Source organism: Parvibaculum sedimenti, from assembly GCF_009184905.1.
In the GTDB taxonomy this organism is placed as follows: Bacteria; Pseudomonadota; Alphaproteobacteria; order Parvibaculales; family Parvibaculaceae; genus Parvibaculum; species Parvibaculum sedimenti.
Window position 1 is genome coordinate 245,624 of the sequence record NZ_WESC01000002.1, and the last position, 26,814, is coordinate 272,437.

Below are 26,814 nucleotides of genomic sequence, written 5' to 3' on the forward strand. Positions count from 1 at the left end.
CAGTGCGTATCTAATATTGGCGGTTCACCCCTCGAATTCAAGGGAAATGGACCATGCCAGCATGGCGATGCGGTGAATATTGCGTAACCGTTTCAGGACCTTAGCTCTCACTCGGCCCGCAAGGTGCCGGCAGCCGGCACCGAGAGCACCCGCCATGTGCCGAGAAGGCCGAGCCCGACGGTCGCCGCCGTCGCGCCGAGAATGGTCAGCGCGAGCGTTCCCCAGAGCGGCACCCAGGGCATTTCCATGACGAGTGAAACCACTGCCCAGGCGGCCACGCTGCCGGAAAGCGCGGCGACAAGCGCCGTCGAGAACCCCAATGCCGCATATTCCCGCATATAGATGCCGAGCACCCGGGCCCGCGTCGCACCCAGCACCTTGAGGATGACGGCATCCCGGGCCCGGCCACGGAAACCCGCCGCCATGGCGCCGGCAAGAACGAGAATGCCCGCCGCAAGCGTCACCAGCCCCGTGACGCGCACCGCGAGCGAGAACTGGCCGAGCAGCGTGTTCACCGCGTCGAGCGCCTCTTTCACCCGCACAGAGGTCACATTCGGGAACCGCGCCACCACATCGCGCTCCAGCGCCGCCTCGCCCGCCTCGTCCATGGTGACGGTCGCAAGCTCGGTGTGGGGTGCGGCTTCGAGCGGCCCCGGCGAGAAGATCATGACGAAATTGATGCCGAGGCTCTGCCAGTCCACCTCGCGCGTATTGGCGAGCGTCGCCTCGATCTCGCGGCCAAGTACATTGACGGTGATCTTGTCGCCGAGCTTGAGGCCGAGACCCTTGGCGAGTTCGTCGGCGAAGGAAACGAGGAGCGGCCCCTTGTAATCGGCGGGCCACCACTTGCCACTGATGAGCTTGCCGTTCGCGGGCGGCGTGCCGGAGTAGGTGATACCGCGGTCGCCCTTGAGAGCCCATTCGGCATTCGATGCGGGCTTTATCTTGTCGGCGACGATGCCATTCAACGCTACGATACGTCCGCGGAGCATTGGCGCGCTGTCGAATTTCGTGACGCCCGGCGTTCCGCGCACGAAGCTCTCGAAGGCGTCTGTCTGATCGGGCTGAATATCGACGAAGAAGAAGGACGGCGCGCGGCCCGGAATGTCCTTCATGATCTCGCTCGACAGATTGCCGTTGATGAGCGAGACGGTGACGAGAAGCGTCAAGCCAAGCCCGAGCGAAAGCATGACGGCAGGCGTCGGCGAACCGGGCCGCGTGAGGTTCGCAAGCGCAAGCCGCATTTCGGGCGAGCGCCCGTGAAGCCGCGCGGCAAGCCCCATGACGCCGGCGGCCGCGAGACGCAGCAAGGCGAAGACGCCAGCCGCGCCAAGAATGAACCAGAGCGCGAAAAGCGGCTGCTCGGCAGTGACGACGGCGAGGACGCCGAGCGCGAGAAGCGTCGCCGCCGTCACAGCGATGTAGAGCGGCTTGGGCAATTGCCGCTCTGGCGCGACGATCGCGCGGAAGAGGCTTGCCGCAGGCACTTCCCGCGCGCGGGCGAGCGGCCAGATTGCGAAAGCGAGCGCCGTCAGAAGCCCGTAAGCCGCCGCAAGCAGAAGCGGCCCCGGATAAAGACCAAGCGCGGCAGGCACGGGAATGAGATCGCCCACCACGCGATCGGTCACGAATGGAACGGCGGCGCCTATCGCGAGTCCGACCGCGATGCCCGCAAGCGCAAGCGCCATGACCTGAACGAGATAGATCGCGAAGATCAGGCTGCCCGGCGCGCCTAGGCATTTGAAGGTCGCGATCACCTCGCGCTTGCCGTCGAGATAGGACTTCACCGCATTGGCAATGCCAACGCCGCCCACGGTAAGCGCCGTCAACCCGACGAAAGTAAGAAAGAGCGCAACGCGCTCGACGAAGCGGCGCATGGAAGGCGCGCTGTCGGTCCGGTCCTGCACGCGCCAGCCTGCATCTGGAAAGGCCGCGTCGAGCGACTTCACCCATGCCTTGATCGACGGCACGTCGCGCATGGCTTCGGGAAGCCGCAGGCGATAGTGATAATTGACGAGGCTTCCCGGCTGAACGAGTTCCGTAGCGGGCAACGCCGCTTCGGCAATCATCACGCGCGGACCAAGCGCGAAGCCGTCGCCAACCCGGTCGGGCTCATGACGAATTTCCGCTCGAAGCTCGAAGAGATTTTCGCCCACACGCAGCGTATCGCCCGGCTTCAATCCAAGCCGCGAAACGAGATTGGGTTCGGCAACGAGCCCATAGCGTCCATCGCGCAAAGCCAGCGCACGGCCAAGCGACATGTCGGGCGCGAGCTTCATCGCGCCGTAAAGCGGATAGAGCCCGTCAACCGCCTTCAACTCGACAAGGCTTTGCTTGTCGTTGGAGACGGTTCGCGCCATCGCGCGCAACTCCGCCGAACGCGAAACCACATTGCCCTTCGAAAGGAAGGCAAGTTCCGCCGCGTTCGCCTCGCGATGGATAAGCCGCACATCAACGTCGCCGCCGAGAATTTCCTGACCGCGTTCCGCGAGCCCGCGCGTCAGCGCCGTTGAGACGGAACCGACGCCGGCAATGGCTGCAACGCCGAGCGCAAGGCAGGCAAGAAAAATGCGGAAGCCCGCAAACCCTTGCGCGAGATTGGCGCGAAGTTCGCGCCGCGCCAGACGGAATGCGAGCGCGAGCGTGTTCATCGTGAGCCACCCGCCTCGATTTTTTCGATGAGCCCGTCGCGGAGCCGGATCACCTTCTCACAACGCCCGGCCAGCACCTCGTCATGCGTGATCAGAACGAGCGTCGTTCCCTTTTTCGCATGAAGCTCGAACATGAGTTCTATGATCTCCGCGCCCGTCGCCTGGTCGAGATTTCCGGTCGGCTCATCGGCGAGCAGAATTTCAGGATCGCCGACCACCGCACGGGCGAGCGCCACGCGCTGCTGCTCGCCACCCGAAAGCTGGCCCGGATAATGCGCGAGGCGCGAGCCGAGACCCACGGCGCGAAGTTCCGCCTCCGCCCGCGCGAAGGCATCGGCCCGGCCTGCGAATTCCAGCGGCACGGCGACATTTTCAAGCGCGGTCATGGTGGGGATGAGGTGGAAAGACTGGAAGACTATGCCTATATGCTCTCGGCGGAACCGTGCGAGCCCGTCCTCGTTCTGCCGCGAAAGATCTTCGTCCGCCACCGTCACACGGCCCGCGCTCGGCCGCTCGAGACCCGCCATCACCATGAGAAGCGTCGACTTGCCAGACCCTGAAGGACCGACGAGACCTGCCGTGCTGCCCCGCGCGACCTTGAGGTCGATCCCGCGCAATATGTTGACCAATCCGGCTGCGCTCGGCAGGCTCAGCTTCAAATCTTCAAGCTCGATGATGGTATCGCTCAATTGACCGCCCGCTTTTCCCTGCCGAACCTTGCCCGCGCCTTCGGGCGATATGGCATGTTTGCAGCGATTTACAAGCAAGCGCCAGCGGCGATGCTCTGCCTCCTGCTCGCATTTCCGGCGTTGGCCGCGGAGAAGCCGCTGACCCTCGTCGCGCTCGGCGACAGCCTGACGGCCGGCTATCTGCTCGGGCCGGACGATGGCTTCGTGCCGCAGCTCGAAAAGGCGCTGAAGGCCAGGGGCTATCACAATCTCGTTATCGTGAATGGCGGCGTTTCGGGCGATACGAGCTCTGGCGGGCTTTCGCGGCTTGACTGGACGGTGGTGCCCGATGCCGATGCCGTGATCGTGGAACTCGGCGCGAACGACGCGCTGCGGGGTATAGATCCGAAGCTCACGCGGCAAAATCTGGAAGAAATCCTGACACGCCTCCAAGCGCGGCATCTGCCCGTTCTGCTCGCGGGCATGATCGCGCCGCCCAATATGGGCGCTGACTACGGCAAGGCCTTCAATGCGATCTATCCGGAGCTTGCCGCCGCCAATGGGCTCGTGTTCTATCCGTTCTTTCTCGACGGCGTGGCGGGCGAGCTGAGCGGCAAACCCGCCGCCGCCGACCTCACCCTTGCCGACGGCATACATCCGAATTCGAGGGGCGTGGCGATCATGGTCGCGCGCATCCTGCCGAAAGTTGAGACGCTTATCGCTGAAGCGCAGAAAGCGCGCGAGAAGCGTGCACAGAAATAATCATCGAAATGGGGGATCTCATGGAATATCGCGAACTCGGCCGAACGGGGATCAAGGTCAGCTCGATCTGCCTCGGCACCATGACCTGGGGCCAGCAGAACACCGAGGCCGAAGGTCACGAGCAGATGGATTACGCGGTGGACCAGGGCATAAATTTCTTCGACACGGCGGAAATGTATTCCGTGCCGCCGAAGGCCGAGACGCAGGGATCGACCGAGAAGATCGTCGGCTCATGGTTCAAGGCCCGCGGCAAGCGCGACAAGGTGATCCTCGCGACCAAGATCGCCGGTCGCGGCCCAATGAACTGGCTGCGCGACGACAAATCCGGCACCGAGCAGAGCCGCAAGCAGATTTTCGAAGCGGTGGACAAGAGCCTTAAACGTCTGCAGACGGATTATATCGACCTTTATCAGCTTCATTGGCCCGACCGCCCGGTCAGCCTTTTCGGCTCGGGCGGCCTCACCTACAAGCATACCGACGAGATCATCCAGATCGACGAAATCCTCGACGCACTGAACGATGTGGTGAAGGCGGGCAAGGTGCGCCATATCGGCCTCTCCAACGAGACGCCATGGGGCACGATGAAATTCCTGCACCATGCCGATACGAAGGGCCTGCCCCGCGTGCAGTCGATCCAGAACGCCTATAACCTCGTCAACCGCGTCTTCGAACTCGGCGGCGCGGAAATCGCGCATCGCGAAGGCGTCGGCCTTCTCGCCTATTCGCCGCTGGCGCAGGGCTATCTCACCGGCAAATATCAGAATGGCGCCCTGCCCGTCGGTTCGCGCAAGCAGCTCTTCAACCGTCTCCAGCGTTATGAGTCGCCGCAAGCCAACAGCGCCATCGAGAGCTACCTTGCCATCGCGAAGAAGCACGGGCTTGATGCCTCGCAGCTCGCCAATCAGTTCGTGACGACGCGTTCCTTCGTGACGTCGAACATCATCGGCGCGACGACGATGGAGCAGCTGAAACTCGCCGTCACCTCGCGCGAGATTCCCTGGACCGACGAGCTGGAGGCGGATGTGAACGCCGCCCATCAGGCCCAGCCGAACCCCTGCCCGTGACCTCATGATCCGCCTTTTCACCGCGCTGGAAATTCCCGACGAGATCGCGGAGCGGCTGGTCCGGCTCCAGCGCGGCATCGAGGGCGCACGCTGGATCGAGCAGGAGGATTTTCACATCACGCTGCGCTTCATCGGCGATATCCCCGAGGATGTCGCCGATGACGTTGATGCGGCGCTGGCGGAGATTCCCTTCACGCCTTTCGAGCTGGAACTCGAAGGCGTGGGCGCATTCGGCGGCACGAAGCCTCATGCCGTATGGGCGGGCGTGAAAATGACCGAGCCGCTGAAGCTTCTGCAGCAGCGCCACGAAAGCGCCATCCGCCGCGCCGGCCCTCCGCCGGAAACGCGGAACTACACGCCGCATGTTACGCTCGCGCGCCTCAGAGGCCGCGAGGCGGATGAAGTCTATCGCTACATCGAAGCGAACAATCTCTTCGCGAGTCCTCGTTTCGAAGTCACGCGCGCCGTGCTCTTCTCGTCGCGCGCAAGCACGGGCGGCGGACCTTACGTGGTGGAGCGCACCTATCCCGACGAAACATTCGGCGAGGAGGACTAGCGCCCGGCCTTGCCCTCGATCGCATGCATGGCGGCATCCGACAGGCCGAAATGGTGCCCGATCTCATGGATCAGCACATGGGTGACGAGTTGGCCCAGCGTCTCGTCGTAATCCGACCAGTAGTCGAGCATGGGGCGGCGGTAGAGGAAGACCATGTCGGGGAGCCTGGTCGTCTGATGCGACATCTCGTAGGGCTCGCCCGTACCGTGATAGAGGCCGAGAAGATCGAAGGGACTTTCAAGTCCCATCTCGTCGAGAATTTCCTCGCTCGGAAAATCCTCGATCCGGATGACGAGCCCGTCGCAACGCGCGCGGAACTCTGAGGGGAGCCGTGCGAAAGCGTCCGCGGCAATCTCCTCGAACTCCGCGAGGCTTGGGGCCTTGATCGTTCTCCAGTCCATCAGATCCTCCTTGCACTCAAAGATTAGGCGGGCGAGGCTCTGGCCGCAATCGAAGGAGATGGACATGATCGAGAGACTGAGCGGCGCGGCGCGCGAAAAGGCCCTTTCAGAACTCAAGGGCTGGACCAAGGTGAGGGGCCGCGATGCCATCGAAAAGACCTATCTCTTCAAGGATTTCAACGAGGCGTTCGGCTTCATGTCCCGTGTCGCGCTCGCGGCCGAAAAGGCCGACCACCACCCCGAATGGTTCAACGTCTACAACAGGGTCCATGTGGTGCTAACGACGCATGACGCCAAGGGGCTTTCGGAGCGCGACGTGAAGCTCGCCAAATTCATGGACAAGATCGCAGGCAAGGCCGGCAAGGCGAGGTAACAACCGCTGCCGCGCCAAACAAAAAGCCCCGGAGTTTCCTCCGGGGCTTTCGCATTTCCGATACTGGAAAATATCAGCGCGGCGCCATACGAATTGCGCCGTCGAGACGAACGGTCTCGCCGTTGAAATAGCCGTTCTCGACCATCTGGATGGCGAGCGAAGCATATTCGACCGGGTTGCCGAGACGCGAGGGGAACGGCACCTGGGCGCCAAGCGCCTGACGGACCTTTTCCGGCGCGCCGGCGAGGAGCGGCGTGTCGAAGATGCCCGGGAGGATCGTGTTGATGCGGATCGCTTCACGCGACAGGTCGCGCGCGATCGGGAGCGTCATGCCGACGACGCCGGCCTTCGAGGCGGAGTACGCCGCCTGGCCGATCTGGCCATCGACGGCCGCGACCGAGCCCGTGTTGACGATCGCGCCGCGATCGCCATCCGGCAGCGGGTCGAGCGTCAACATGCCGGCCGCCGACTTGGCGATGCAGCGGAACGTGCCGACGAGGTTGATCTGGATGATGAGGTTGAACTTGTCGAGCGGGAAGTGCTCAGGCGCGCCCGTCTCCTTGTTCTTCGACGCGGTCTTGATCGCATTGCCTGTACCGGCGCAGTTGATGAGGATGCGCTCCTGGCCATTGGCCGCGCGAACCTTCGCGAAACCGGCATCGACGCTGGCTTCATCGGTCACGTTGACCTTCGCGAAGCAGCCGCCAATTTCCTTCGCGAGGGCTTCGCCCTTGTCTTCCTGAAGGTCGAAAATGCCGACCTTTACGCCCTTTGCCGCAAGCGCGCGCGCCGTGGCGGCGCCGAGGCCCGAAGCGCCGCCGGTAACGATGGCGCTGATGCTGGAATCGAGTTTCATGGTCTAGTCCCTTCTGTGGCGAGCCGGAAAACCGGCCATCTCCCGTTTGGCGCCTTATCGTCCGGCACCGGATTGGCGCCGATTTAACAAATTCGCGGAGCCCAACGCGAGCCAAAAATGCTGAAAACAAAAGGAATTAGCGTCGCAAGGCTTTGACGCAGCGTCCGCCTTGGCTTGCAGCGGGGGCATCCGCGCCCCATCTTTCGCTTTGAAGCCCGGTTAACCCGATAGCCCCCGGACAGCAGACGTACATGTCGCAGCAAGACATTGAGACCGAACTTGAAAGCCCGGCCCTGAGCCTGCCCGCCGTGATCGCAAAAAACGAGAAGACGGTCGAGGAAGGTTTCTGGAGGAAGATGGCCCGCGTCGCCGGAAAGATCCCCTTCGCGGAGGACGCGGCGGCGGCCTGGTTCTGTACGCGCGACCCGGCGACGCCCCTTCGCGTCAAGGCGACGCTGCTCGCGGCGCTGGCCTATTTTGTCCTGCCCACGGACATCATTCCCGACTTCATTGCCGGCTTCGGCTTCACCGACGACGCGACCGTGCTCATGGCAGCGGTCGGTCTCGTCTCCAGCCATCTCAAACCGGAACATCGCACGGCCGCCCGCAAGGCGCTCGGCCTTCCCCCGAAGGAAAAGGCCGAGGGTTAGGCGTCACAAGGCCCAGGCGCCGCTCTGATTGGACCGGTAGCCGAGTGCGAGATAGGCGGCGTCGATGAGCGTCTGGGCACGGTCGTTGACGAGAATGCCGTTGCCCATCTTGTTCATGTTGTAGCCGAAGCTCATGCGCGCCTCGGGATCGGCAAAGCCGATCGATCCGCCCATGCCGACATGACCGAAAGCCGCATCCGACATGATGCAGCTCATGTTGCTCGCATTCGGCACCTTGCGGTTGTCCATCGACTTCATGAAGCCCAGCGCGAAGCGCGACGGAATCATCAGCGTCGCATCCTCATGCGTCGCCATGGCGACACGGCCCATGCGGTCGAGCGTATCCTTCGAGACGAGCTTGCCGCCGCCATTGGCCAGCGGCGCATAAAGCCCCGCAAGGCCACGCCCGTTCGAGATGCCGTTGGCCGATCCGATTTCGGCAGCGTGGCATGCGCGCGAGTTGAAATTGGCGTTGCCGTTATTGCCGAGGAAAAGCGCCGAGGGCGACTGCGGATCGGAAAGGATCGCCTGCGTGAATTTCGACTTCATCGTCGCCTCGTCGGGCACGGCATAGATCATCGGCGCGACGCGCGCTTCATCCGCTTCCGGCAAGCCGCCGATCTGGAAGTCGATCCCAAGGGGCTTCGCCACCTCGTCACGGAAGAACTGACCGAGACGCTTTTTCGCGGCGCGATGCACGATCTCTCCCACCGTCCATGCGAAGCTCACGCCGTGATAGCCGTTGCGCGTTCCGGGTTGCCAGAAGGGCTTCTCCTTCGCGACGAGATCGACCATGTAGTCGTAATCGTAATAGCCGCCTTCCTTCACTTTCTCGCGCACATGCGGCACGCCGACGGAGTGGTCGAGCATCATCGAGACGATAGCCTCTTCCTTTCCGTTGACGGCGAATTCCGGCCAGTATTTCGCGACCGGCGCATCGAGATCGAGCGCACCGCGATCGGCGAGCATATGGGCGCAGATCGCCGTCGCGCCCTTGGTGCAGGAAAAGACAATCGACACGGTATCGCGCGTCCAGGCCCCGCCACCCGGCGTCTTGCGTCCGCCCCAGATGTCGAGAACGGTCCTGCCTTCAAGCGTGATCGAATGGCTCGCGCCGACTTCCTCGCGCGCTTCGAAATTCTCGATGAATGCGTCGACCACGCCCTGAAACTTCGGATCGAACTCGCCTTCGACGAGACCTGCTTTGGTTTCCTTCGAAATTTTCTGCAACGCCATTTCGTTCTCCCGTTTGTTCGTTTTTGTCGGCGCTTTCGCCGTTATTGCAGTTCGCTGCCCGTGCCGTAACCGGCCTTGATGAGCGTTGGCTTGATGATCTGCGTCAGCAGCGCATAACCCTTCTCGTTGAGCGAGAGCCCATCCCAGCGGAAAAACTCGTCGCGCAGATCGCCCTTCGCGTCGAAAAAGGATGTGGCGACATCGATGTAGTAAAGGCCCGGCGCCGTCTTCTCGTAATCCTGGATCAGCGCATTGGCACGCTGCGCGCCGAGCCAGCGCGAACTGCGCATCGGCGAAGGGCGGATCGAGACGAAATAGATCGGCGCGCTTATGCCATGGCCGCGAAGCGTCGCGACGAATGTCTTGAAATCGTTGAGCACGTCTTCGGGCCTGCGGCCCCGCACGTCGGAGAGATCGGCCTCGCCGGCCATCAGCACGATGGCGCGTGGGCGATAGGGGAAGATGATACGCGGCGCGAAATGCGTGACATGCGCGATCTGCGCCCCGCCGAATCCGCGCTGGATGACCGGCACCGGCGCGAGGTCATAGGGAAGCGTAGCCCATTGCCGCACATCGTCCGCGCCAACGAAAAGCACCGCGTCCCGCGGCGGCGGGTTGGAGACATCGCGGCGCTCGAAGGCCGCGATGTCTCCTTCCCAATAGGCCGGGTTGCCAGAGGCAAGCAGGACATAAAGGAGGAAGCCGAACAGGACGACGATTGCCAGCCCGATGGCAGCGCCGATGATCACGAGCAGTCGGCCCATCGGCGCGTCCCCCTTCATTCCGAACCGTCAGGCAGCCGCTAGCGCGACGGCACCAGAACGATCTTGCCCTTCACCTTGCGCGCCGCCATGTCGTTCAGGGCCTGCGCCACTTCCTCGAACTTGTAGGTGCGCGAGACATGCGGGCGCAACTTGCCCTCCTTGAACCATGTCATCAGTTCCTTGAGATTTTCCTGATGACGGGCGGGCTCGCGGCCGGTGAAAGCGCCCCAGAAGACGCCGACGATCTGGCAGCCCTTGAGCAGCGCGAGGTTGAGCGGCACCTTCGGGATCGGACCCGCGGCAAAGCCGACGACGAGGAAACGGCCTTCCCAGTTCGTCGCACGGAGCGCCGCTTCGGAATAATCGCCACCGACCGGGTCATAGACGACATCCGCGCCCTGCCCGCCGGTGAGTTCCTTGATGCGGTCCGTCAGCGCCTTCTGCTGATCCTTGTCGAGCGAGCCCGTGGGATAGAGGATCGTCTCATCGGCGCCATGCTCGCGGCAGACCTGAAGCTTGTCTTCCGAGGAAGCCGCCGCGATGACGCGCGCGCCCATCGCCTTGCCGAGTTCGACGGCGGCAAGGCCCACGCCGCCGGCCGCGCCCAGCACCAGAAGGTTCTCGCCCGGCTTCAGATGCGCGCGGTCCTTCAGCGCGTGATGCGACGTGCCATAGGTCATCAGGAAGGCAGACGCCGTGACATAGTCCATTTCACCCGGAATGGGCGTGACGCGGGCTTCGTCGAGGACGAGTTCCTCGGCAAAGCCGCCCCAGCCGGAGGAGCCGATTACCCGGTCGCCGACCTTCACCTTGGTGACGCCCTCGCCGAGCTTCGTGACCACACCCGAGACTTCGCCGCCCGGAGAGAAAGGCAGCGGCGGCTTGAACTGGTACTTGTTCTCGATGATGAGCACGTCGGGGAAATTGACGGCGGCGGAATGGACCTCGATCAGGACCTGCCCCTTTTTGGGCTCAGGCGTCGGCACCTCTTCGATGACGAGCTTTTCCGGCGGTCCGTATTCCTTGCACAAAATCGCTTTCATGGGTCGCTCCCTGCCTTTTTGCGGCCATAAGGGCCTGTTTCAATATCGGTGTTCCTCATTACCACAGGGGGGGCCGAACCTGCCAGATGAGCCGGGCGCCGCGCCTGCCCGGTTTCTGCCCAAGCTGTCTGGAAATCACCCGCCTTGCCCGTTATGGTCGTCGCCTGTTCCATGAGCAATGCCCGACGCAGACCCCCAAGCAGAGATGAGTTCTCATAAATGCTGACACGCACACGCTTTCTGGCTTCCGCCGTCGCATTTGCCGCGCTGCTGGCGGCCGCGCTCGGCGGATTGGCCCTGGGGGGAGCGGCCGAAGCCGCCGACGCCCCGAAGCTTCTGGGAAAGTTCGACGACTGGGCGGCCTATACCTATGGGGCCGACGCCGACCGCATCTGCTACGTGCTTGCCGAGCCCAAAACGCAGGAGCCCAAGGGGGCGAGGCGCGGGGACGTCTATTTCATGGTCACGCATCGTCCCGGCCGGAACGTCAGGAACGAGATCAGCATGCGCGCGGGCTACACCTTCAGCCCGACCTCGAAGCCCTTCGCCACCATCGGCAAGGCGAAATTCCAGATGTTCACGGGCGTTTCCGAGGGTGGCGAGCACCAGTACTGGGCCTGGCTCGACAAGACGAGCGACGAACCCGCCATGGTGAAGGCCATGCGCAGTGGCTCGACCATGATCATCAAGGGCACTTCGGCTCGCAAAACCACGACCACCGACACCTATTCGCTGAAAGGCTCGGGTGCGGCCCTGAACAAGATCGACGAAGCCTGCAAATAGGCTTCCGGGGCCTTGAGCAGGCCTCATCTGGCGGAGTCGCGGGCGCGGTCCTATTTATGCTATGACCCCGGCGAAACGAGGCCCCTTTTCAGGCCCCGGCAGGATGAACACATGGCCACGACACTCGACATAGCGCACAAGCGGGACGAAGCGGCGGAAGCCGCCCCCGCGCGCGCGGCCAAAACGAACCTTCTCGGCCTGACCCGCGACGGCCTCGCCGAGGCGCTGCGTGCCTTCGGCCTGCCGGAAAAGCAGATCAAGATGCGCGTCGGCCAGCTCTGGAACGCGATCTACAATCGCGGCCTTTCCGACTTCGCCGACATGACGACACTATCCAAGGACATGCGCGCCCAGCTCGCCGAAGCCTTCGTGGTCGAGCGGCCGGAAGTCGTGGTCGAGCAGAAGTCGGTGGACGGCACGCGCAAATGGCTGATGCGTCTCGCCTCCGACAAGCCCGGCGTTCCCGGCCCTGAAATCGAGACTGTCTATATTCCCGAGGAAGGCCGCGGCACGCTCTGCATTTCGAGCCAGGTCGGCTGCACGCTGACCTGCACCTTCTGCCATACCGGTACGCAAAAGCTCGTCCGCAACCTGACGGCGGGCGAGATCGTGGGCCAGTTGCTCGTCGCCCGCGATGCGCTCGGCGAGTGGCCGAATTCGGACCGCAATTCCGACGACCGCATGGTCACCAACATCGTCATGATGGGCATGGGCGAGCCGCTCTACAATTTCGAGAATGTGCGCGACGCGCTCGACATCATTTCCGATGGCGAGGGGCTCTCGCTCTCCAAGCGCCGCATCACGCTCTCGACTTCCGGCGTCGTGCCGATGATCGAACGCGCGGGCGACGAAATCGGCTGCGGCCTCGCCATCTCGCTCCACGCCGTGAACAACGAGACGCGCGACAAGCTCGTGCCGCTCAACAAGAAATATCCGATCGACGAATTGCTCGACGCCTGCCGCAACTACCCCGGCCTCTCGAACGCGCGGCGCATCACCTTCGAATATGTGATGCTGAAAGGCGTGAACGACAGCCTCGCTGATGCGAAGGAACTCGTCCGCCTGCTGAAGGGTATTCCGGCGAAGATCAACCTGATCCCCTTCAACCCCTGGCCGGGCTCGCCTTACGAATGCTCGGACTGGGCGCAGATCGAGAAATTCGCCGATGTGGTCAATCGCGCGGGCTATGCGAGCCCCGTGCGCACACCGCGCGGCCGCGATATCATGGCGGCCTGCGGACAGCTCAAGAGCGAAACGGTGAAGAAGCGCGCCAGCGAGCGCTTCAGGGAAGAAAAGGCGGCGGCCCAGCCGACCGCCTGAAACAGCGACGAGCTTTCAACCCGGATCGTGGAGGACTGGCATGTTCGCCGTCATCTACCGTTGGCGTGTCGACGAAAAAGACGCCGAGGAATTCCAGCGCCGCTGGCATGAGATCACCGTCGAAATCATGACGCATCATGGCGGCGGAGGGTCGCGCCTTCACCTTGCCGAGAATGGCAACTGGGTTGCCTATGCACGCTGGCCCTCGAAGGACCATCGCAACCGCGCCTTCGCTGAATTGTTGAAGAAGACGACCGCGACGCCGCAGCGCGAAGGCATGGCGGTACTTATCGAAGAGACCTGGCTCAAGATCGCCGACGATCTGCTGATCCCCGAAGCGGACCTCCCCGCGACATTTCACAAATCCTGAGTCAGGCGCGCCGCAGCCCAGGCAATCGCATCGTCGAGCCGGTCATTGCCCCAAAAAAGTTCATCGCCGACTGTGAAGCTCGGCGAACCGAACACGCCCTTCGCGATCGCCTCCCCGGTCTGCACCTTGAGGCGTTCCTTGTTTTCCGGCGTGCGCGACCGGGCGATGGCATCCGACGCATCGAGACCGAGAGATGTCAGGAGTTCGGCGAGCACCGCCTCATCTGAAATGTCCCTCTGCCCGGCGAAATTGGCGAGATAAACGGCGCGGGTGAAGCCCGGCGCCCAGCCCTCCTCGGCACCCAGAAGAGCAAGCCGCGCGGCGTTCAATCCATTCTGGGGGAAACGGACCGGTTCCTTCAGAACGAGACCCTGCGCCGCGCAGATCCGCGCCATGTCGCGCCACATATAGTGGCCCTTGGCGGGGTAAATGTTGAAAGGGCTGTCGTTCCAGCCTTGCGCCCCGAAGATCGGCCCCAGCAGAAAGGGCCGCCAGCGCAATTGCACGCCTGCCTTCTCCGCCGCCGCCTCGACGCGCATCGCGGCCGGATAGGAATAAGTACTGGCGAATTCGTACCAGAAATCGACGATCATCTCCGTTCCCCTCGTCCTATTAGTGCCTTCTGCGAATTGGGTATTTCACTTGGGTTACGCAAGTGTTCCGGCAGCTCTTGCCGCTCGACCGGATTTCCCTATGATGCGCCGCAAAATCGACCATGACGGTGCCCCGAAGGTGAATCAATGAGCGGCGCGACGAAGAACGTGAAGAAGGTGGTGCTTGCCTATTCGGGCGGGCTCGACACCTCGATCATCCTGAAATGGCTCCAGACGACCTATGGATGCGAGGTCGTGACCTTCACGGCCGATCTCGGCCAGGGCGAGGAGCTTGAGCCGGCCCGCAAGAAGGCCGAGATGCTCGGCATCAAGGAAATCTACATCGAGGATCTGCGCGAGACCTTCGTCCGCGACTATGTGTTCCCGATGTTCCGGGCCAATGCTCTTTACGAGGGCGTCTACCTCCTCGGCACGTCCATCGCCCGCCCGCTGATCGCCAGGCGCCAGATCGAGATCGCCAAGGCGACCGGGGCCGACGCCGTCTGCCACGGCGCGACCGGCAAGGGCAACGATCAGGTTCGCTTCGAGCTTTCCTATTATTCGCTCAATCCGGAGATCAAGGTCATCGCCCCCTGGCGCGAATGGGACCTGACCTCGCGCACCAAGCTCCTCGAATTCGCCGAGAAGAACCAGATTCCGATCGCCAGGGACAAGCGCGGCGAAGCGCCCTTCTCGGTCGATGCGAACCTTCTGCACACCTCCTCCGAGGGCAAGGCGCTCGAAGATCCTTCGCAGGAAGCGCCCGAATTCGTTTACCAGCGCACCGTTTCGCCGGAAGAGGCCCCTGACAAGGCTACCTATATCGAGGTGGGCTTCGAAAAGGGCGATGCCGTCTCCATCGATGGCGAGCGTCTCTCGCCCGCGAGCCTGCTCACGAAGCTCAACGAGCTCGGCGGCAAGAACGGCATCGGTCGCCTCGATCTCGTCGAGAACCGTTTCGTCGGCATGAAGTCGCGCGGCATCTATGAAACGCCGGGCGGCACGATCCTGCTCGCCGCCCATCGTGGCATCGAGTCGATCACGCTCGACCGCGGCGCGATGCATCTCAAGGACGATCTGATGCCGCGCTATGCGGAGCTGATCTATTACGGTTTCTGGTGGTCGCCGGAGCGCGAGATGCTCCAGGCCCTGATCGACAAGAGCCAGGAAATGGTCACCGGCACCGTCCGCCTCAAGCTCTACAAGGGCAATGTGGCGGTCGTCGGCCGCACTTCCCCCTATTCGCTCTACTCGATGGCCCATGTGACCTTCGAGGAGGACGCCGGCGCCTACGACCAGAAAGACGCCGAAGGATTTATCAAACTGAACGCGCTCCGGCTTCGTCTTCTCGCCGCGCGCAACAAGCGGATCAAAGGTTAATGCGTATCGAAGCCATCCCTATCGGCAAGAACCCGCCTCACGACGTCAACGTCATCGTCGAGGTGCCGCATGGCGGCCATCCGGTGAAGTATGAGATGGACAAGGAGTCGGGCACGCTCTTCGTCGATCGCTTCATCCACACGGCGATGCAGTATCCGGCGAATTACGGCTTCATTCCGCACACGCTGTCCGATGACGGCGATCCGGTCGACGTGCTCGTCGTGAGCCGCATTCCGGTTGTCCCCGGTGCCGTCGTGCGCGTGCGCCCCATCGGCGTTCTGATGATGACGGACGAGGCGGGCCAGGACGAAAAGATCCTCGCCGTGCCGGTCGAGAAGCTGAACCCCTATTACAAGAACGTGCGCAGCTATACCGACCTTCCGGAAATCCTCATCCGCCGCATCGCCCATTTCTTCGAGCACTACAAGGATCTCGAGGAAGGCAAGTGGGTGAAGATTCAGGGCTGGCAGGGTCCGGAAGAGGCGGAGAAGATCATTCTCAGCGCCATCGAAGCCGCGAAGCAGGCAAAGAACGCCTGAGATAAAGCGCATCCGGCGTTGCCCTCAGGGCAACGCCCATACGCCGTCGCGGCCGAGCACGTTGCGGACCACCTGCTGCGCAAGCTCGCTGCCGCTGCGGCTGTTCGTCAGCACGACGACACCTGTTCTCTGCGCCGGGTCGATGACCATCAGGCTCTCGAAGCCGAGGCTCGACCCGCGCGTCCAGAGCGTCTCTCCCGCCTGATCCTTGCGAATGCCGATGCCGAGGCCCCATGAGAATGTGGGATCGACAATAACGCGCTCGCTCACCATGCGATTGCGCATCGTCTGGCCGATCTCTTGCCCGTCGACGATCTCGATCATGAATCGCGCCATGTCTTCCGCATTCGTGCGGAAGGAATTTGCGGCATTGGGCGTCGTGTCATCAAGAAGCGCGAAGCGCGGCACGCCAAGCGTCCAGTCGAGAAACGCCAGACTGACGACAAAGGCCGAAAGGAAGGCGAAGGCGAGCGCCATCTCCGGCGAGCGGCTGCGTCCCCGAGCGATGACACCCTGACGCGACCGCACGAAGCCGACGACATAGATGAGATAGAAAATGAACCCGCCCAGCGCACCCAGCCCAAGCGCATAGACGACCGCGACGCCGATCATGAAGGCGGCATTCGCAAAGCCGAGCCCATACCAGACGAGCCCGATTGCAAAGGCCAGCGCCAGCACGAGCGGCCAGAGGAGATCGGTCGTCTCGACGCGGCCCGGCCTCATGGTGAAGCGCATGACGGCCCAGACGACACCCAGCACACCGAGGAAGGCTGCCATGAAGGGCAGATAGAAAACCGCTACCGGAAAACGCAACGGCACATAGCCCCGCGCCTCGATGCCGCTCCGCGACCGATCCTCATAGGTGGACGACGTCATGCCGAGCGGCCCGAAGACGCGGGCCTTCATCACATCGTCGAAGGGCTTCTTCTCGATCGTCTCCATGACATGCTGGAGATAGAGAAAGCCGACGCCGGAATGCGAGAAGCGCTCGCCGGGCTCGAAGCTCGTGCGTCGCGAAGGATGGGCCACATTGTCGGGCAGGCCCGACGTATGCGTCAGCACCTGGCGCAGCGTGACCAACCGATCGTCGGATTCGCGCGACAGCCAACGCGACGGCAGATCGCGAGAAAGCGGCGCATCGAGAAAGAGAAGCTTGTCGCGCGCAAGGCTCAATGCGCCATAGGCGGCGAGTGTTTCGCCGAGTTCGCCAGCCTTGAACAACGTCTGCGATGTGACGGGAGTTCCCTTCCGCCTGTCCGCAGTTCCGAAACTCGCTGAATAAACGATCTTTCCATCCGCGACGATGGCGACGCTCGCTCCCGGCACGTCGAGCGCGTTCATGCGCTGCGGAATGAAAATGCCGAGCGCGCGCACCATCTCGTCATGCGGCCAGGCGATCATGCCGTCTGCAGCCCGCTGGTCCGCCGCATACGCAGGCAAGCCCGCAAGGGGACCCGCCAGCACCGCCGACCAGAAAAGGAAGAGAAGGCCGCGCTTCATAGGGGCGCGTCGAGCGGAAGACGTGGCACCTGCCGCCGGAGGCCGAGCGCATCGATACGCCGGACGATCTCCGCATCGAGCGGCCCTTTCGCCTCGGCATCGAGAATGTCAGTCAGCTCGCGGCGATTCTTGACGCCGAGAACCACAGTGTCGACACCTTCCATCGCGAGCGCATAACGATGGGCGAGGACCGCCGGGTCTTCTCCAAGCTCCGCCGCAAGCGAGCGGTAGGGCGCGGCCTTGGCGTAATCCTTCGTTTCGGCGCTGTCGGCGGGAAGTTCCCTGTCGATCTGCGCCGTCAATGCGCCCGCCTGCACGGCGCGAATGCCCATCACGCCGACGCCGTTGTTCTTCGCCGTGCGGATGATATTGCGCGGCTCCGGCGGTTCTTCGTAGCGGCGCATGTCGCCCGCGGAATCGAGAAGATTGGCGACCGCCTGCACGACGGCGGGCTTCGGCTCATGGCGCAGCGCGTCCATGATCATGCGTGGTAGGCCGACGCCGGTAATGCCCCAGTCGCCGATAAGCCCCTGAGCCTTGAGGCGCTCGAAGGCAGGCACCACAGCTTCGACATAGAGCAGCCAAGGCAGCGCCCAACGGCCCTGCGTCTCCGCATTCTTCAAATAGGTGTAGCCGACGGGATGGATGTTCGAATGCAGGAAAAAGAGATCGACCTGCTCGCGCCTGAGCGTTTCGAGGCTGCGGCGCAGCGAACGCTCGAGGCGTTCATGCACCTCCGACGCCGGCAGATTGGCGAGGATGCATTTCGTCGTGACCCGAAGCCCACCGGGCCATGCGCCATCGAAAGCCTCTCCGGCAACCGTCTCCGCCTCGCCCCGCCCGTAGGAAGGCGCGAGATCGAGAAGCGTGATGCCGCGCTCGACGGCGAGGCGAACCGTTGCCACGGCCTCGTCACGATCGGTCTTGCCCCAGATCTGTCCGAGGCCGCCGCCGCCCAGCGTCAATGCGCTGACCGGCCACAGATCACCTAGCCTGCGCGTCTCCATACCCTGCTCCTCAGAAATCCTTCGGCAGCGCGATGCCGTTCTGGCGGCAGGCGGCGATGACCGTGTTTCGCATGAGGCAGGCGACCGTCATCAGGCCCACGCCGCCCGGCACCGGCGTGATCGCGCCCGCGACCTTCACCGCCTCGTCGAAGGCCACGTCGCCGACCAGGCGCGTCTTGCCCTCGCCCTTTTCGGGCGCAGGTACGCGGTTGATGCCCACATCGATGACGATGGCGCCGGGCTTCACCCAGTCGCCGCGCACCATGTTGGGCCTGCCGACCGCCGCGACCAGAATATCGGCCTGACGTGCGAGGCCAGGCAGATCGTGCGAGCGGCTATGCGCGATGGTCACCGTGCAGTTCTCCTTGAGCAGCAATTGCGCCACCGGCTTGCCGACGAGATTGGATCGACCGATCACGACCGCATGCTTGCCCGAAAGATCGCCGCCCGCGAGCTTCGCCATGATGACGCAGCCTTCCGGCGTCGCGGGCACCATGGCGGGCAAGCCGCTGGCAAGCCTGCCAGCATTGAGCGGGTGGAGCCCGTCCGCATCCTTGTTCGGGTCGATGGCGTCGATCACGGCCTGCTGACTGATCTGGTCAGGCACCGGGAACTGCACGAGAAACCCGTGGACGGCAGGATCGGCATTGAGCTCGCGCACCTTGGCGAGAACCTCGTCCTGACTGGCCGTGCCGGGCAGACGATACTCGAAGGAGTTCATGCCCGCTTCGACCGTCGCGATGCCCTTGTTGCGGACATAGACCTCGCTCGCCGGATCGTTGCCGACGAGAACGACGGCGAGGCCGGGCGTCAGCCCATGCTCGGCCTTCAGCCGGGCGACTTCTGCCGCGACGCGCGCCTTGAGCGCGGTGGCAATGATCTTGCCGTCGATGATCTTGCCGTTGCTCGGGGATGTAGACATGGGGGCACCTCAATGTTGAGACGGGGGTGCCCAGGCGAGCGGCGGTATCTTCCTGCGCTTCCCGGTGGTCATGCCCACCTCGCCTCGCCAGTCACGCAGAACGGGGCGGATAATAAGCATGATCCCGAAAAGTGGGAACCGGTTTTCGGGATCATGCTCAAAATAGCAGGCACCCGACCCGCCCCATGCGATCGCCGGAATGGTCCTATTCCGGCAATGCGCCGAACCAGGCCTCCAGCCGCTCGTAACGCCCCTCTCCGCGCAGGACCACGGTCTTGACCCGGCCCGTGTCGCCAGCGGCAATCTCGACGGCACTTGGGGGGAACCCCCATGCCTTGGCGAGGAGCTTGATGACGGCGGCGTTGGCCTTGCCCTTCTCGGGCACGTCCTTCACCCGGAGCTTCAGGAAGCTCCGCCCCTCGGCGTCGGCGCCCAGCCCGTCGATTCGGTCTGCGCCGCCCTTGGGCGTCACCCTGATCGTCACGGCGACGCCGTCGGGCAGTTTGCGCAGCGGCAGGGAGGACATGGAAGCCTCAGAAGCTCGCCATATAGGAGCCGTAGATTTCCCAGATCAGGTTCTGGAGGAAATAGAGGAGGAGCAGCAGCACGACCGGCGAAATGTCGATGCCGCCCAGATCGGGCAGGAAGCGCCGGATGGGCCTGAGCGCGGGCTCCGTCACCCGGTAGATGATATCGACGACGGAATAGACAAAGCGGTTATGCGTGTTGATCACACCGAAGGCGATGAGCCAGCTCAGCACGGCGCCGATGATGATGACCCATGTGTAGAGCTGGATGACCTGGGTAATCAGGATGAGAAGGGATTGCATGGGCCTCTGCTTTTCGACGCTAGACGGGCATGCCTTGCGGCTGGGTGCCCTGGGATCGGCGGGTTCGATCCAGATGTAAAGGGCGGGGCTCCCCGGTTCAAGCCGCAGCTCGAAACTCGATGCCGACAGTCTCTTGACACCCGGCCCGCGTCCGCCTAAAGAACCGGCTCAATTCCGGGGCCGTAGCTCAGTTGGGAGAGCGCCTCGTTCGCAATGAGGAGGTCAGCGGTTCGATCCCGCTCGGCTCCACCATTCCCGGGAATTGAGCCGTTGAAGGCTCTGCAAATGCCGCTGCCGGCCCTTCGTAAAGGCCGGTCGGCGTCATCATGAGCTCAGGAAGCTCCAGGGCCGGCATCGACGCCCCGGCTGATGCTCCTACCGACGCAACATCCGCCCCCTTGCCCGTCCAGCGCACGCGCCAGATCACATCCGAAACATCGTCGGAAACGAGCAGCGCGCCGTCCCCGGCCTGCGCGAGCCAGACAGGCCGCCCCCAGATGCGCGACGGCGAGCCGGGCTTCGGCCGCGATTTTTCCTCGAATCCCGCCATGAACATTTCGTAGCCCGGCTCAGGCCTGCCGTCATGGAAGCGCACCCTTACGATTCCATGCGCGGGCGGGTTGCCGTCTTCCTGCCAGGAGCCATGCAGCGCCACCAGCGCGTCGCCCTGATAGTCGGGCGGGAAACCCTCGCCCTTGCAGAAGAACAGCCCGAATGGGCCCGAGCGCGGCATGAAAAGCATATCGGGTGTTTCGGTGACCTTGACCAGATCCGGGCGCAGGTCGCCGAATTGCGGATCTGGATGAGACCCCAGATAAGCATAGGGGAAGCCGTAGAATGCGCCCGGCTTCACACGCGTCAGATAATCAGGCACAAGCCCGGCCCCCAACCCTTCGCGCTCATCGACCACGGCGTAGAGATCATCCGTTCCCGGATAGAATGCAAGCCCTACCGGATTGCGCAAGCCCGTGGCGACGCTCGCCTGCATCTGGCCATCGGCGCGGAAGAGCTGGATCGTGGCGCGCGGCGCTGGATCTTCGCCGACATTCGTTTCGCTGCCGATAGAGACAAAGAAATGGCTGCCATTGGGCTCGAAGAGAAGCTCCCGCGTGATATGGCCGCCGCCTTTGCCCAATGCGCCGGGCCGCGTCACCATGATGCGCGGATTCGCCTTCAATGTGGCCGGATCGAAATCGACGCGCCAGACCGCGCGGCGGTCAGCGACATAAAGCGCGCCATTCGCATAGGCGATGCCGGAGGGTTCGCGAAAGCCCGAAGAAAAAACGGTCTCTGTTTCGGCGAAGCCGTCACCATCGGCGTCACGCAGGGCGATGATCTCGCCCTTGAGCATCTGCGTGACGAACACGATTCCGCCCGGCGCGACTGCCATTTCACGCGGGCCCGAAAGCCCTTCGGCAAAAACACCAACCTCAAATCCCGGAGGCACCTGCGGAAGCACCTCTTGCGCCCTCTCGATATGTTCGAGCGGCACATGCTCTGCATCGGGCGCAGCATCCGACTGGGTGAGAGATTGATAGGGCGCTGGAAGATCGGAAAGCCGCACTTCGAAATGCGCGCCGACAAGGCCCGCATTCGCAGCATGCGCCGTCGGCGCAACAACAAGGGCGGCGAGGAAAGTGAACCGCCGCAGCGCCGATATCGTCGATGGTAACGCGTGATGGCTTTTCATGGCTGAACTCGCTGCAACGATAGCGCCGCCGCCGCGCCCGCGCAAATCAGACAGGCTGGGCCTCGCCTAGCCAGTGATCGAGAAAGTTCGACAGCCACGCCTTGAGCGCAGCATCATATTGCAACCGCCCGCGCCGCTGATGCTCATCGGGCTGAGCGCCGGGCTGAGTGAGGCGATGACGCGCCATAATCAGCCAGGCATTCATCATCAGCGACGTCAATTCGGGATGGAACTGAATGCCATAGGCCGACTTGCCATAACGCATTGCCTGCACAGGAAAATCGTCGCCCTCCGCAAGCTGCACTGCGCCGCACGGCAGATCGAACCCTTCGCCATGCCACTGATAGACATATTGCGGATTGTTGAAGAGATGCTCGCCATGCTCGGTCGGACGGATCGGAAAATAACCGACTTCGCAGCGCTGGTCCTCGCGGCCATAAACGCGGGCGCCGAGATTTTTCGCCATGAGCTGCGCGCCGAGACAGATGCCGAGATAGGGCTTCTCTTCCTTCAGCGGCACCGAGATCCAGTCCGTCTCGGCACGGATGAAGGGAAGATTGTCGTTTGCGCTCATCGGCCCGCCGAAAATCACCGCTGCCGAATGCTCGCCCATCGTCTCAGGCAAGGGATCGCCGAGCGAGGGGCGGCGAATATCGAGCTCGCAGCCTCGCGCGCGAAGTTCCTGGGCCACTCGGCCCGGATTGGAACGCTCCTGATGGAGGACGATGAGAACGCGGCGGGTCATGCTGTGAACAGTCTTGCTTCGACGCCGCGCGGTTTCAAGGCGGCCAGAAGGCAAAATTATGTTCCCCGCCTTCTTAAGCGAAGGCGAGGGACATTTTGGTCACAGTGAGAGCGCCGCCGCGCCCGTCACATGGCGCTGATGCCGCCATCCAGCTTGAGTTCGGCGCCGGTCATGAATTTTGATTCATCCGAGGCCAGATAGAGAACCGCATAGGCGATGTCGTCCGGCTCGCCAATGATGCCGAGCGGCACCTGCTTGGCGAGCTTGCGGGTCAGCTCTTCCCTGGACATGCCCCGCGCCATGCCGTCGAGGATCGGCGTGTCGATGAAGGTCGGGTGGATCGAGTTCGAGCGGATGCGATAGCCGCGCTTGGCGCAATGGAGCGCCACCGACTTCGACAGCAGCCAGACGCCGGCCTTGGCGGCGTTATAAGCAGCCATGTTGTGGCCGGCGATCAGACCCGCAATGGAGGACGTGTTGATGATCGAGCCCGGCGCATGGGGCACCATGTAGGGGATCGCATATTTGCAGCCAAGGAAGACCGAATCCACGTCGACCGCCTGCACCCTCTTGAAGGTCTCGAAATCCGTGTCCTCGACCGTCGTGCCACCACCGATGCCGGCATTGTTGAAAAGTACGTTGATGCCGCCCATGGCCTTGTCGGCCTCGGCAAGCGCGGCCTTCCACTCATCCTCGCGCGTAACGTCCAGCGAGACGGCAAAAGCCTTGCCCGGATAAAGCGCGTTGATCTCGTCCGCGGCGGCGGCGGCACCCTTTGCATTGATGTCGGCGACGGTGACCTTGGCGCCTTCCTTTGCCAGCATCAGCGCCGCTGCCTTGCCTAGCCCCTGCGCGCCGCCAGTGATGAAGGCCATCTTGCCTTCGACGCGCCCTTTGCGTTCCGCCATCTCATTCTCCTGTGAAGTTTGGTTTGCGTTTCTCGAGGAAAGCGCTGAGCGCCTCCTGCTGATCCTTTGAGGTCGCGGTCAGCGCGAACTGATCGCGGTCCATATAAGTGACGGCGGCGTTGAGCGCCTTGGCCGCCATGTCGATCGACTGCTTGGACATGCGCACGGCAACAGGCGGCAGCGCTCCGAACTTCCGCGCCAGCGCCAGCGCCGCGTCGAGCGCCGCTCCATCTTCCGATACCTCCTCCACGAGGCCCCATTCGAGCGCCTGGGGCGCATGGAGTTTTTCGCCGAGGATGGTGAAGAGTTTCGCCCGCGCCGGCCCCATCAGATTCACCAGACGCGGATTGCTGTGCCAGCTCATATTCATGCCGAGCGGAATTTCCGGCAGGCGGAAATAGGCGCTCTTCGCCGCAACGCGAAGGTCGCAAGCGGCCGCAAGCGCCGTGCCGCCGCCAATGCAGAAGCCTTCCACCGCAACGATCGTGACCTGTTCCAACCGCTCCCATGCGTCGCACATGTCGGGCCCGATCTTCATTGCGTGACGTCGGGCGAGAAGCCCCTTCTCCTTGCGAGAGGCGGTCTCGGGATCGGTGAGATCTGCGCCTGCCGAAAAGCAGCGCTTCGTTCCCGTAAGCACGATAGCCGTCGTTTCAAGGTCGTCCTCGAAGCCGCGGGCAATGGCGGTAAGCTCGCGCATCGCCGCTGCGGATAGCGCGTTGAGGCTGTCGCCGCGATCGAAATGCACAATCGCCACGCGCCCCTCGCGCTCGATGCGTGTGAAGTCGCCCATATTTCCCTCGCCTAGAGCATCGCCGTATTGGTCGGCATGCCGAGAAAGAGACGGCCCGTCAGCTCATAGGTCGCCTCGCTTACCATCATGTGCTGCGTGGCGACATGAACATCGCGGAAATGCCTTTGCAGCGCTGAGCTTCGATAGACCGAGCTGCCGCCCGCCAGCGTATACATGAGATCGACGGCGCGCGCAGCGGAACGCACCGCATGCGTCGTTGCGAGCCTGATGTCGCGGCGATGCCCAATCGTGATTGCACCATCGCGTGATGCGGCATCCCATGCGGCATTGACCGCCACATCGAGAAAGGCGCGGGCCGAGCGAACCAGTGCCTCGGCCTCCGAGACGTCGATCTGCGCCTTGGCCCGCGTCGCAAGAGGCTTCGACGAACCTTGCGGAGTCTTGCCGCCCGCCAGCGCCACGAGCTCGCCGATCGCGCCCCGCGCAAGGCCGAGCGCGACGCCCGCAATGCCGATGCCGAGAAGGCCGAATGTGGGAAAGCAATAGAGTGGCAAAGGCAGCGGCTTGTCGCTGATGAGGCTGACCGCACGGGACGCGGGCACGAACACGTCCTTCACCTCGAAATCCGTGCTGCCTGTGCCAGCAAGGCCAGACACATCCCATGTGTCGAGCATGGTCACCTGGTCGGCCGGGAAGATCATCATGCGGTTCTGGGGAATGCCTTCCGGCGTCATCTCGGGCTTGCCGTCATCGCCAGGAGTGAGCGCTCCGCCCATGATCCAGCGGGCATTGCGCGAGCCTGAGCCCCATTGCCAACGCCCGCTGACGCGGTAGCCGGGAACGCCGCCCTCCACCGCCCGGACGGCCTGTCCGCGCGGCGCGAAGACGCCCGCGACGATCGTCATGGGATCGCCGAAGATCGCCCGCGCTTCATCGGCGGCGAGAAAGCCTGAGGTCATCCCCGAGGTCGCGCCGATAAAGACGCACCAGGCCGCAGAACCATCCACACGGGCGAGCCGCTCGACCACATCGACCAACACCAGCGGATGCGCCTCATGCCCACCATAGACGGCGGGGATGCAGAGCCGGTGGAGGCCGAGCCGCGCCGAGAGGTCGGCGAGATCCTGCGGCAGGAAACGGTTGCGCTCGATTTCGATGGAGCGCCCCGCGAGCACCGCGGCATAGGTCTCCGCCGCTTCGAGCGGATCGGGCAGAATGGTGGCGGATGGCATGCTCATCTTCTCCCCCTCATCCTCTCCATTAGGCACCCAGCTTCAGGCGATTGGCGATGTTGTTCTTCTGCATGTTGGACGAGCCGCCGACGATGGGCAGGCTCACCGCGTCGCGGACATAACGTTCCATGTCCATGGAGTCGGAAAGCCCGTAAGCCCCCGTGACGCGCTGGCACAGCTGCGTGACTTCCGCGGCCGCCTCGCAGCAGAAGAGCTTTGCCATGGAGGTTTCGACCGAGCAAGACCGCCCCTGATCCGCCAGCCATGCGGCGCTGTAGAGCATCAGCCGCATGGCGCGAACCCTGGTGCGCGCATCCGCGAGCGTGTGGCGGATGGCCTGATGATCGGCGATGGCGCGGCCGAACTGCACGCGCTCCTCCGCGTAAGTCCACGCATCGGCGAGGGCCGCTTCCGCAAGGCCGAGGGCGCAGGCGGAAAGCTCCAGCTTCTCGACTTCGAGGGCCCGGCCCGCGAGCTGCTCCCAGCCGCGGTTCCACATTTCCTCGCCACCGAGAATATTCGCCGCCGGTACGCGCACCTCGTCGAAGGACACGTCTTTCGTCTCGACGCCGCGAATGCCGAGGTGGCCGAGCGGCGTGACGGAGATGCCTGGCAGCGTCGGCGGCACGAGCACGATGGAGAGATTCTTGTAGCGCGCCTCCTTCGGGCCCGAGCGCAACAGGCAGAAAATGTAATCGGCGATATGGGCGCCGGTGCACCAGCGCTTGGAGCCGTTGATGACGATCTCGTCGCCCTCGCGTCGCGCATGCGTTTCAACGGAGGCGATATCCCCACCGACATTGGGCTCGGAGAGACCATAGGCAAAAAGAAGATTGCCCGATGCGACCTTCGGGAGAAGCGCCTGCTTCTGCGCCTCGCTGCCGCGCTCGCCGAGATTCATCCCCGCATAGCAGACCGCCATGATGTAGGGACAGGCAACCGCGACGGATCGCTTCGCAAGCTCCTCGATCACGGCCATGGTCGCATAGATGTCTATGCCGGCGCCGCCGTAACGCTCCTCGGTGGTGAGGCCCATCATCCCCGTGGCACCGAGCTTCGCCATTACCTCGCGTGGAAAGATATTGCCGCGATCCCATTCCCGCGCTTTCTCGCGCGGCATTTCCGCATCGACGAAGCGGCGCATGCTGTCGCGCAGCATGCGGACATGTTGCGGCTCGTCAAAATTGAGCGGCTGATCTTCCGTGAGGGCATCCATG

The 26,814-nt window shown here is 63.4% G+C and carries 28 protein-coding genes, 1 tRNA gene, 1 pseudogene and 1 riboswitch; of the genes and pseudogenes, 11 read left to right on the forward strand and 19 right to left on the reverse strand.

What is annotated here, in order from left to right; translation table 11 throughout:
- Positions 1-107 precede the first annotated feature (107 nt).
- Positions 108-2,651, reverse strand: a complete 2,544-nt coding sequence (locus F2P47_RS03000; RefSeq protein WP_152214671.1) for an ABC transporter permease — start codon at positions 2,649-2,651, stop codon at positions 108-110.
- Positions 2,648-3,340, reverse strand: a complete 693-nt coding sequence (locus F2P47_RS03005; RefSeq protein ID WP_152214672.1) for an ABC transporter ATP-binding protein — start codon at positions 3,338-3,340, stop codon at positions 2,648-2,650. Before F2P47_RS03005 ends, F2P47_RS03000 begins: the two co-directional genes overlap by 4 nt.
- A gap of 54 nt (positions 3,341-3,394) precedes the next feature.
- Between F2P47_RS03005 and F2P47_RS03010 the strand changes: the two genes are divergently transcribed.
- From F2P47_RS03010 to thpR, 3 genes are read left to right on the forward strand one after another with little or no spacing between them, the layout of a single operon-like run.
- Entirely contained in the window at positions 3,395-4,081 is a 687-nt protein-coding gene (locus tag F2P47_RS03010; protein ID WP_185680918.1) for an arylesterase, read from the forward strand.
- Positions 4,082-4,101: 20 nt separating this feature from the next.
- Positions 4,102-5,145, forward strand: coding sequence for an aldo/keto reductase (locus tag F2P47_RS03015; RefSeq protein WP_152214673.1), 1,044 nt, complete (start codon positions 4,102-4,104; stop codon positions 5,143-5,145).
- 4 nt (positions 5,146-5,149) lie between these two features.
- The gene (thpR, locus tag F2P47_RS03020) at positions 5,150-5,701 is read left to right on the forward strand and encodes an RNA 2',3'-cyclic phosphodiesterase (RefSeq protein ID WP_152214674.1); all 552 of its coding nucleotides are present in this window, start codon (positions 5,150-5,152) and stop codon (positions 5,699-5,701) included.
- Here thpR and F2P47_RS03025 read toward each other — a convergent pair.
- A complete protein-coding gene (locus F2P47_RS03025; RefSeq protein WP_152214675.1) occupies positions 5,698-6,102 on the reverse strand; it encodes a metallopeptidase family protein in 405 nt (134 codons plus the stop codon). The two genes, thpR and F2P47_RS03025, sit on opposite strands and share 4 nt — an antisense overlap.
- Positions 6,103-6,160: 58 nt before the next feature.
- Between F2P47_RS03025 and F2P47_RS03030 the strand changes: the two genes are divergently transcribed.
- Entirely contained in the window at positions 6,161-6,475 is a 315-nt protein-coding gene (locus F2P47_RS03030) for a 4a-hydroxytetrahydrobiopterin dehydratase (RefSeq protein ID WP_281349269.1), read from the forward strand.
- A gap of 73 nt (positions 6,476-6,548) precedes the next feature.
- On the opposite strand, the gene F2P47_RS03035 is transcribed toward F2P47_RS03030, so the two are convergent.
- Positions 6,549-7,331, reverse strand: coding sequence for an SDR family NAD(P)-dependent oxidoreductase (locus F2P47_RS03035; RefSeq protein WP_152214677.1), 783 nt, complete (start codon positions 7,329-7,331; stop codon positions 6,549-6,551).
- A gap of 251 nt (positions 7,332-7,582) precedes the next feature.
- Between F2P47_RS03035 and F2P47_RS03040 the strand changes: the two genes are divergently transcribed.
- The gene (locus F2P47_RS03040) at positions 7,583-7,981 is read left to right on the forward strand and encodes a YkvA family protein (protein ID WP_152214678.1); all 399 of its coding nucleotides are present in this window, start codon (positions 7,583-7,585) and stop codon (positions 7,979-7,981) included.
- 3 nt (positions 7,982-7,984) lie between these two features.
- Here F2P47_RS03040 and F2P47_RS03045 read toward each other — a convergent pair whose 3' ends face one another.
- Genes F2P47_RS03045 through F2P47_RS03055 form a run of 3 tightly spaced genes read right to left on the reverse strand, consistent with a single transcriptional unit; the run spans position 7,985 to position 11,024 of the window.
- The gene (locus F2P47_RS03045) at positions 7,985-9,217 is read right to left on the reverse strand and encodes a serine hydrolase domain-containing protein (protein WP_152214679.1); all 1,233 of its coding nucleotides are present in this window, start codon (positions 9,215-9,217) and stop codon (positions 7,985-7,987) included.
- Positions 9,218-9,258: 41 nt separating this feature from the next.
- Positions 9,259-9,981: a GDSL-type esterase/lipase family protein gene (locus tag F2P47_RS03050; RefSeq protein WP_185680919.1), complete on the reverse strand. Its 723-nt coding sequence runs from the start codon at positions 9,979-9,981 to the stop codon at positions 9,259-9,261.
- Between the two features lie 38 nt (positions 9,982-10,019).
- Complete coding sequence (locus F2P47_RS03055; RefSeq protein WP_152214681.1) at positions 10,020-11,024, reverse strand: NADPH:quinone oxidoreductase family protein; 1,005 nt, start codon at positions 11,022-11,024, stop codon at positions 10,020-10,022.
- Between the two features lie 219 nt (positions 11,025-11,243).
- On the opposite strand from F2P47_RS03055, the gene F2P47_RS03060 reads away from it, so the two are divergent.
- The 3 genes from F2P47_RS03060 to F2P47_RS03070 all read left to right on the forward strand — a co-directional run bounded on the left by F2P47_RS03060 (position 11,244) and on the right by F2P47_RS03070 (position 13,497).
- Positions 11,244-11,807: an invasion associated locus B family protein gene (locus tag F2P47_RS03060; RefSeq protein WP_152214682.1), complete on the forward strand. Its 564-nt coding sequence runs from the start codon at positions 11,244-11,246 to the stop codon at positions 11,805-11,807.
- Positions 11,808-11,918: 111 nt separating this feature from the next.
- Positions 11,919-13,127, forward strand: a complete 1,209-nt coding sequence (gene rlmN, locus F2P47_RS03065; protein WP_152214683.1) for a dual-specificity RNA methyltransferase RlmN — start codon at positions 11,919-11,921, stop codon at positions 13,125-13,127.
- Between the two features lie 40 nt (positions 13,128-13,167).
- On the forward strand, positions 13,168-13,497 hold the full coding sequence (locus F2P47_RS03070) for an antibiotic biosynthesis monooxygenase family protein (protein WP_152214684.1): 330 nt from the start codon (positions 13,168-13,170) through the stop codon (positions 13,495-13,497).
- Here the strand turns inward: F2P47_RS03070 and F2P47_RS03075 are convergent.
- Positions 13,485-14,090: a 2-hydroxychromene-2-carboxylate isomerase gene (locus F2P47_RS03075; RefSeq protein ID WP_152214685.1), complete on the reverse strand. Its 606-nt coding sequence runs from the start codon at positions 14,088-14,090 to the stop codon at positions 13,485-13,487. The genes F2P47_RS03070 and F2P47_RS03075 overlap by 13 nt on opposite strands.
- Positions 14,091-14,237: 147 nt before the next feature.
- Between F2P47_RS03075 and F2P47_RS03080 the strand changes: the two genes are divergently transcribed.
- Positions 14,238-15,470, forward strand: coding sequence for an argininosuccinate synthase (locus F2P47_RS03080; RefSeq protein WP_152214686.1), 1,233 nt, complete (start codon positions 14,238-14,240; stop codon positions 15,468-15,470).
- Positions 15,470-16,009 (forward strand): inorganic diphosphatase, encoded by a 540-nt coding sequence (gene ppa / locus F2P47_RS03085; protein ID WP_152214687.1) that lies wholly within the window; start codon positions 15,470-15,472, stop codon positions 16,007-16,009. Before F2P47_RS03080 ends, ppa begins: the two co-directional genes overlap by 1 nt.
- Before the next feature lie 24 nt (positions 16,010-16,033).
- On the opposite strand, the gene F2P47_RS03090 is transcribed toward ppa, so the two are convergent.
- From F2P47_RS03090 to F2P47_RS03110, 5 genes are all read right to left on the reverse strand, one after another.
- Entirely contained in the window at positions 16,034-17,509 is a 1,476-nt protein-coding gene (locus F2P47_RS03090) for a serine hydrolase domain-containing protein (RefSeq protein WP_152214688.1), read from the reverse strand.
- Positions 17,506-18,516: an aldo/keto reductase gene (locus tag F2P47_RS03095; RefSeq protein WP_152214689.1), complete on the reverse strand. Its 1,011-nt coding sequence runs from the start codon at positions 18,514-18,516 to the stop codon at positions 17,506-17,508. Before F2P47_RS03095 ends, F2P47_RS03090 begins: the two co-directional genes overlap by 4 nt.
- Positions 18,517-18,526: 10 nt before the next feature.
- Positions 18,527-19,438 carry a bifunctional methylenetetrahydrofolate dehydrogenase/methenyltetrahydrofolate cyclohydrolase FolD gene (gene folD, locus F2P47_RS03100; protein ID WP_152214690.1) on the reverse strand — a complete coding sequence of 304 codons (912 nt, stop codon included), beginning with the start codon at positions 19,436-19,438 and terminating at the stop codon, positions 18,527-18,529.
- 21 nt (positions 19,439-19,459) lie between these two features.
- Positions 19,460-19,543, reverse strand: a riboswitch (ZMP/ZTP riboswitch).
- A 100-nt stretch (positions 19,544-19,643) separates the two neighbouring features.
- A complete protein-coding gene (locus F2P47_RS03105; RefSeq protein ID WP_152214691.1) occupies positions 19,644-19,964 on the reverse strand; it encodes a DUF167 family protein in 321 nt (106 codons plus the stop codon).
- A 7-nt stretch (positions 19,965-19,971) separates the two neighbouring features.
- Positions 19,972-20,268: a YggT family protein gene (locus tag F2P47_RS03110; protein WP_152214692.1), complete on the reverse strand. Its 297-nt coding sequence runs from the start codon at positions 20,266-20,268 to the stop codon at positions 19,972-19,974.
- 176 nt (positions 20,269-20,444) lie between these two features.
- Here F2P47_RS03110 and F2P47_RS03115 point away from each other — a divergent pair.
- A tRNA-Ala gene (locus F2P47_RS03115) sits at positions 20,445-20,520 on the forward strand.
- 457 nt (positions 20,521-20,977) lie between these two features.
- On the opposite strand, the pseudogene F2P47_RS18080 reads toward F2P47_RS03115, so the two are convergent.
- The 6 genes and pseudogenes from F2P47_RS18080 to F2P47_RS03145 form a co-directional block, all read right to left on the reverse strand.
- Positions 20,978-21,958 (reverse strand): annotated as a pseudogene (locus F2P47_RS18080) (PQQ-dependent sugar dehydrogenase); the annotation flags it as partial.
- 46 nt (positions 21,959-22,004) lie between these two features.
- A complete protein-coding gene (locus F2P47_RS03125; RefSeq protein WP_281349270.1) occupies positions 22,005-22,757 on the reverse strand; it encodes a glutamine amidotransferase in 753 nt (250 codons plus the stop codon).
- 71 nt (positions 22,758-22,828) lie between these two features.
- A complete protein-coding gene (locus F2P47_RS03130; RefSeq protein ID WP_152214694.1) occupies positions 22,829-23,611 on the reverse strand; it encodes an SDR family oxidoreductase in 783 nt (260 codons plus the stop codon).
- Between the two features lies 1 nt (position 23,612).
- The gene (locus tag F2P47_RS03135) at positions 23,613-24,404 is read right to left on the reverse strand and encodes an enoyl-CoA hydratase/isomerase family protein (protein ID WP_152214695.1); all 792 of its coding nucleotides are present in this window, start codon (positions 24,402-24,404) and stop codon (positions 23,613-23,615) included.
- Positions 24,405-24,415: 11 nt separating this feature from the next.
- Positions 24,416-25,603: an acyl-CoA dehydrogenase family protein gene (locus F2P47_RS03140; RefSeq protein ID WP_152214696.1), complete on the reverse strand. Its 1,188-nt coding sequence runs from the start codon at positions 25,601-25,603 to the stop codon at positions 24,416-24,418.
- A gap of 22 nt (positions 25,604-25,625) precedes the next feature.
- On the reverse strand, positions 25,626-26,813 hold the full coding sequence (locus F2P47_RS03145; protein ID WP_152214697.1) for an acyl-CoA dehydrogenase family protein: 1,188 nt from the start codon (positions 26,811-26,813) through the stop codon (positions 25,626-25,628).
- Position 26,814 lies beyond the last annotated feature (1 nt).

What these genes read in the sequence shown, in the direction of transcription:
- F2P47_RS03015 (WP_152214673.1), top strand. Translation starts at nt 4,102, where the DNA reads ATGGAATATCGCGAACTCGGCCGAACGGGGATCAAGGTCAGCTCGATC.
- thpR (WP_152214674.1), top strand. Translation starts at nt 5,150, where the DNA reads ATGATCCGCCTTTTCACCGCGCTGGAAATTCCCGACGAGATCGCGGAG.
- F2P47_RS03035 (WP_152214677.1), bottom strand. Translation starts at nt 7,331, where the DNA reads ATGAAACTCGATTCCAGCATCAGCGCCATCGTTACCGGCGGCGCTTCG.
- F2P47_RS03080 (WP_152214686.1), top strand. Translation starts at nt 14,238, where the DNA reads ATGAGCGGCGCGACGAAGAACGTGAAGAAGGTGGTGCTTGCCTATTCG.
- F2P47_RS03070 (WP_152214684.1), top strand. Translation starts at nt 13,168, where the DNA reads ATGTTCGCCGTCATCTACCGTTGGCGTGTCGACGAAAAAGACGCCGAG.
- F2P47_RS03110 (WP_152214692.1), bottom strand. Translation starts at nt 20,268, where the DNA reads ATGCAATCCCTTCTCATCCTGATTACCCAGGTCATCCAGCTCTACACA.
- F2P47_RS03045 (WP_152214679.1), bottom strand. Translation starts at nt 9,217, where the DNA reads ATGGCGTTGCAGAAAATTTCGAAGGAAACCAAAGCAGGTCTCGTCGAA.
- F2P47_RS03130 (WP_152214694.1), bottom strand. Translation starts at nt 23,611, where the DNA reads ATGGCGGAACGCAAAGGGCGCGTCGAAGGCAAGATGGCCTTCATCACT.
- F2P47_RS03105 (WP_152214691.1), bottom strand. Translation starts at nt 19,964, where the DNA reads ATGTCCTCCCTGCCGCTGCGCAAACTGCCCGACGGCGTCGCCGTGACG.
- F2P47_RS03050 (WP_185680919.1), bottom strand. Translation starts at nt 9,981, where the DNA reads ATGGGCCGACTGCTCGTGATCATCGGCGCTGCCATCGGGCTGGCAATC.
- F2P47_RS03145 (WP_152214697.1), bottom strand. Translation starts at nt 26,813, where the DNA reads ATGGATGCCCTCACGGAAGATCAGCCGCTCAATTTTGACGAGCCGCAA.
- F2P47_RS03025 (WP_152214675.1), bottom strand. Translation starts at nt 6,102, where the DNA reads ATGGACTGGAGAACGATCAAGGCCCCAAGCCTCGCGGAGTTCGAGGAG.
- F2P47_RS03060 (WP_152214682.1), top strand. Translation starts at nt 11,244, where the DNA reads ATGCTGACACGCACACGCTTTCTGGCTTCCGCCGTCGCATTTGCCGCG.
- folD (WP_152214690.1), bottom strand. Translation starts at nt 19,438, where the DNA reads ATGTCTACATCCCCGAGCAACGGCAAGATCATCGACGGCAAGATCATT.
- F2P47_RS03000 (WP_152214671.1), bottom strand. Translation starts at nt 2,651, where the DNA reads ATGAACACGCTCGCGCTCGCATTCCGTCTGGCGCGGCGCGAACTTCGC.
- F2P47_RS03010 (WP_185680918.1), top strand. Translation starts at nt 3,395, where the DNA reads ATGTTTGCAGCGATTTACAAGCAAGCGCCAGCGGCGATGCTCTGCCTC.
- F2P47_RS03135 (WP_152214695.1), bottom strand. Translation starts at nt 24,404, where the DNA reads ATGGGCGACTTCACACGCATCGAGCGCGAGGGGCGCGTGGCGATTGTG.
- F2P47_RS03095 (WP_152214689.1), bottom strand. Translation starts at nt 18,516, where the DNA reads ATGGAGACGCGCAGGCTAGGTGATCTGTGGCCGGTCAGCGCATTGACG.
- F2P47_RS03030 (WP_281349269.1), top strand. Translation starts at nt 6,161, where the DNA reads ATGGACATGATCGAGAGACTGAGCGGCGCGGCGCGCGAAAAGGCCCTT.
- ppa (WP_152214687.1), top strand. Translation starts at nt 15,470, where the DNA reads ATGCGTATCGAAGCCATCCCTATCGGCAAGAACCCGCCTCACGACGTC.
- F2P47_RS03090 (WP_152214688.1), bottom strand. Translation starts at nt 17,509, where the DNA reads ATGAAGCGCGGCCTTCTCTTCCTTTTCTGGTCGGCGGTGCTGGCGGGT.
- F2P47_RS03055 (WP_152214681.1), bottom strand. Translation starts at nt 11,024, where the DNA reads ATGAAAGCGATTTTGTGCAAGGAATACGGACCGCCGGAAAAGCTCGTC.
- rlmN (WP_152214683.1), top strand. Translation starts at nt 11,919, where the DNA reads ATGGCCACGACACTCGACATAGCGCACAAGCGGGACGAAGCGGCGGAA.
- F2P47_RS03140 (WP_152214696.1), bottom strand. Translation starts at nt 25,603, where the DNA reads ATGAGCATGCCATCCGCCACCATTCTGCCCGATCCGCTCGAAGCGGCG.
- F2P47_RS03075 (WP_152214685.1), bottom strand. Translation starts at nt 14,090, where the DNA reads ATGATCGTCGATTTCTGGTACGAATTCGCCAGTACTTATTCCTATCCG.
- F2P47_RS03040 (WP_152214678.1), top strand. Translation starts at nt 7,583, where the DNA reads ATGTCGCAGCAAGACATTGAGACCGAACTTGAAAGCCCGGCCCTGAGC.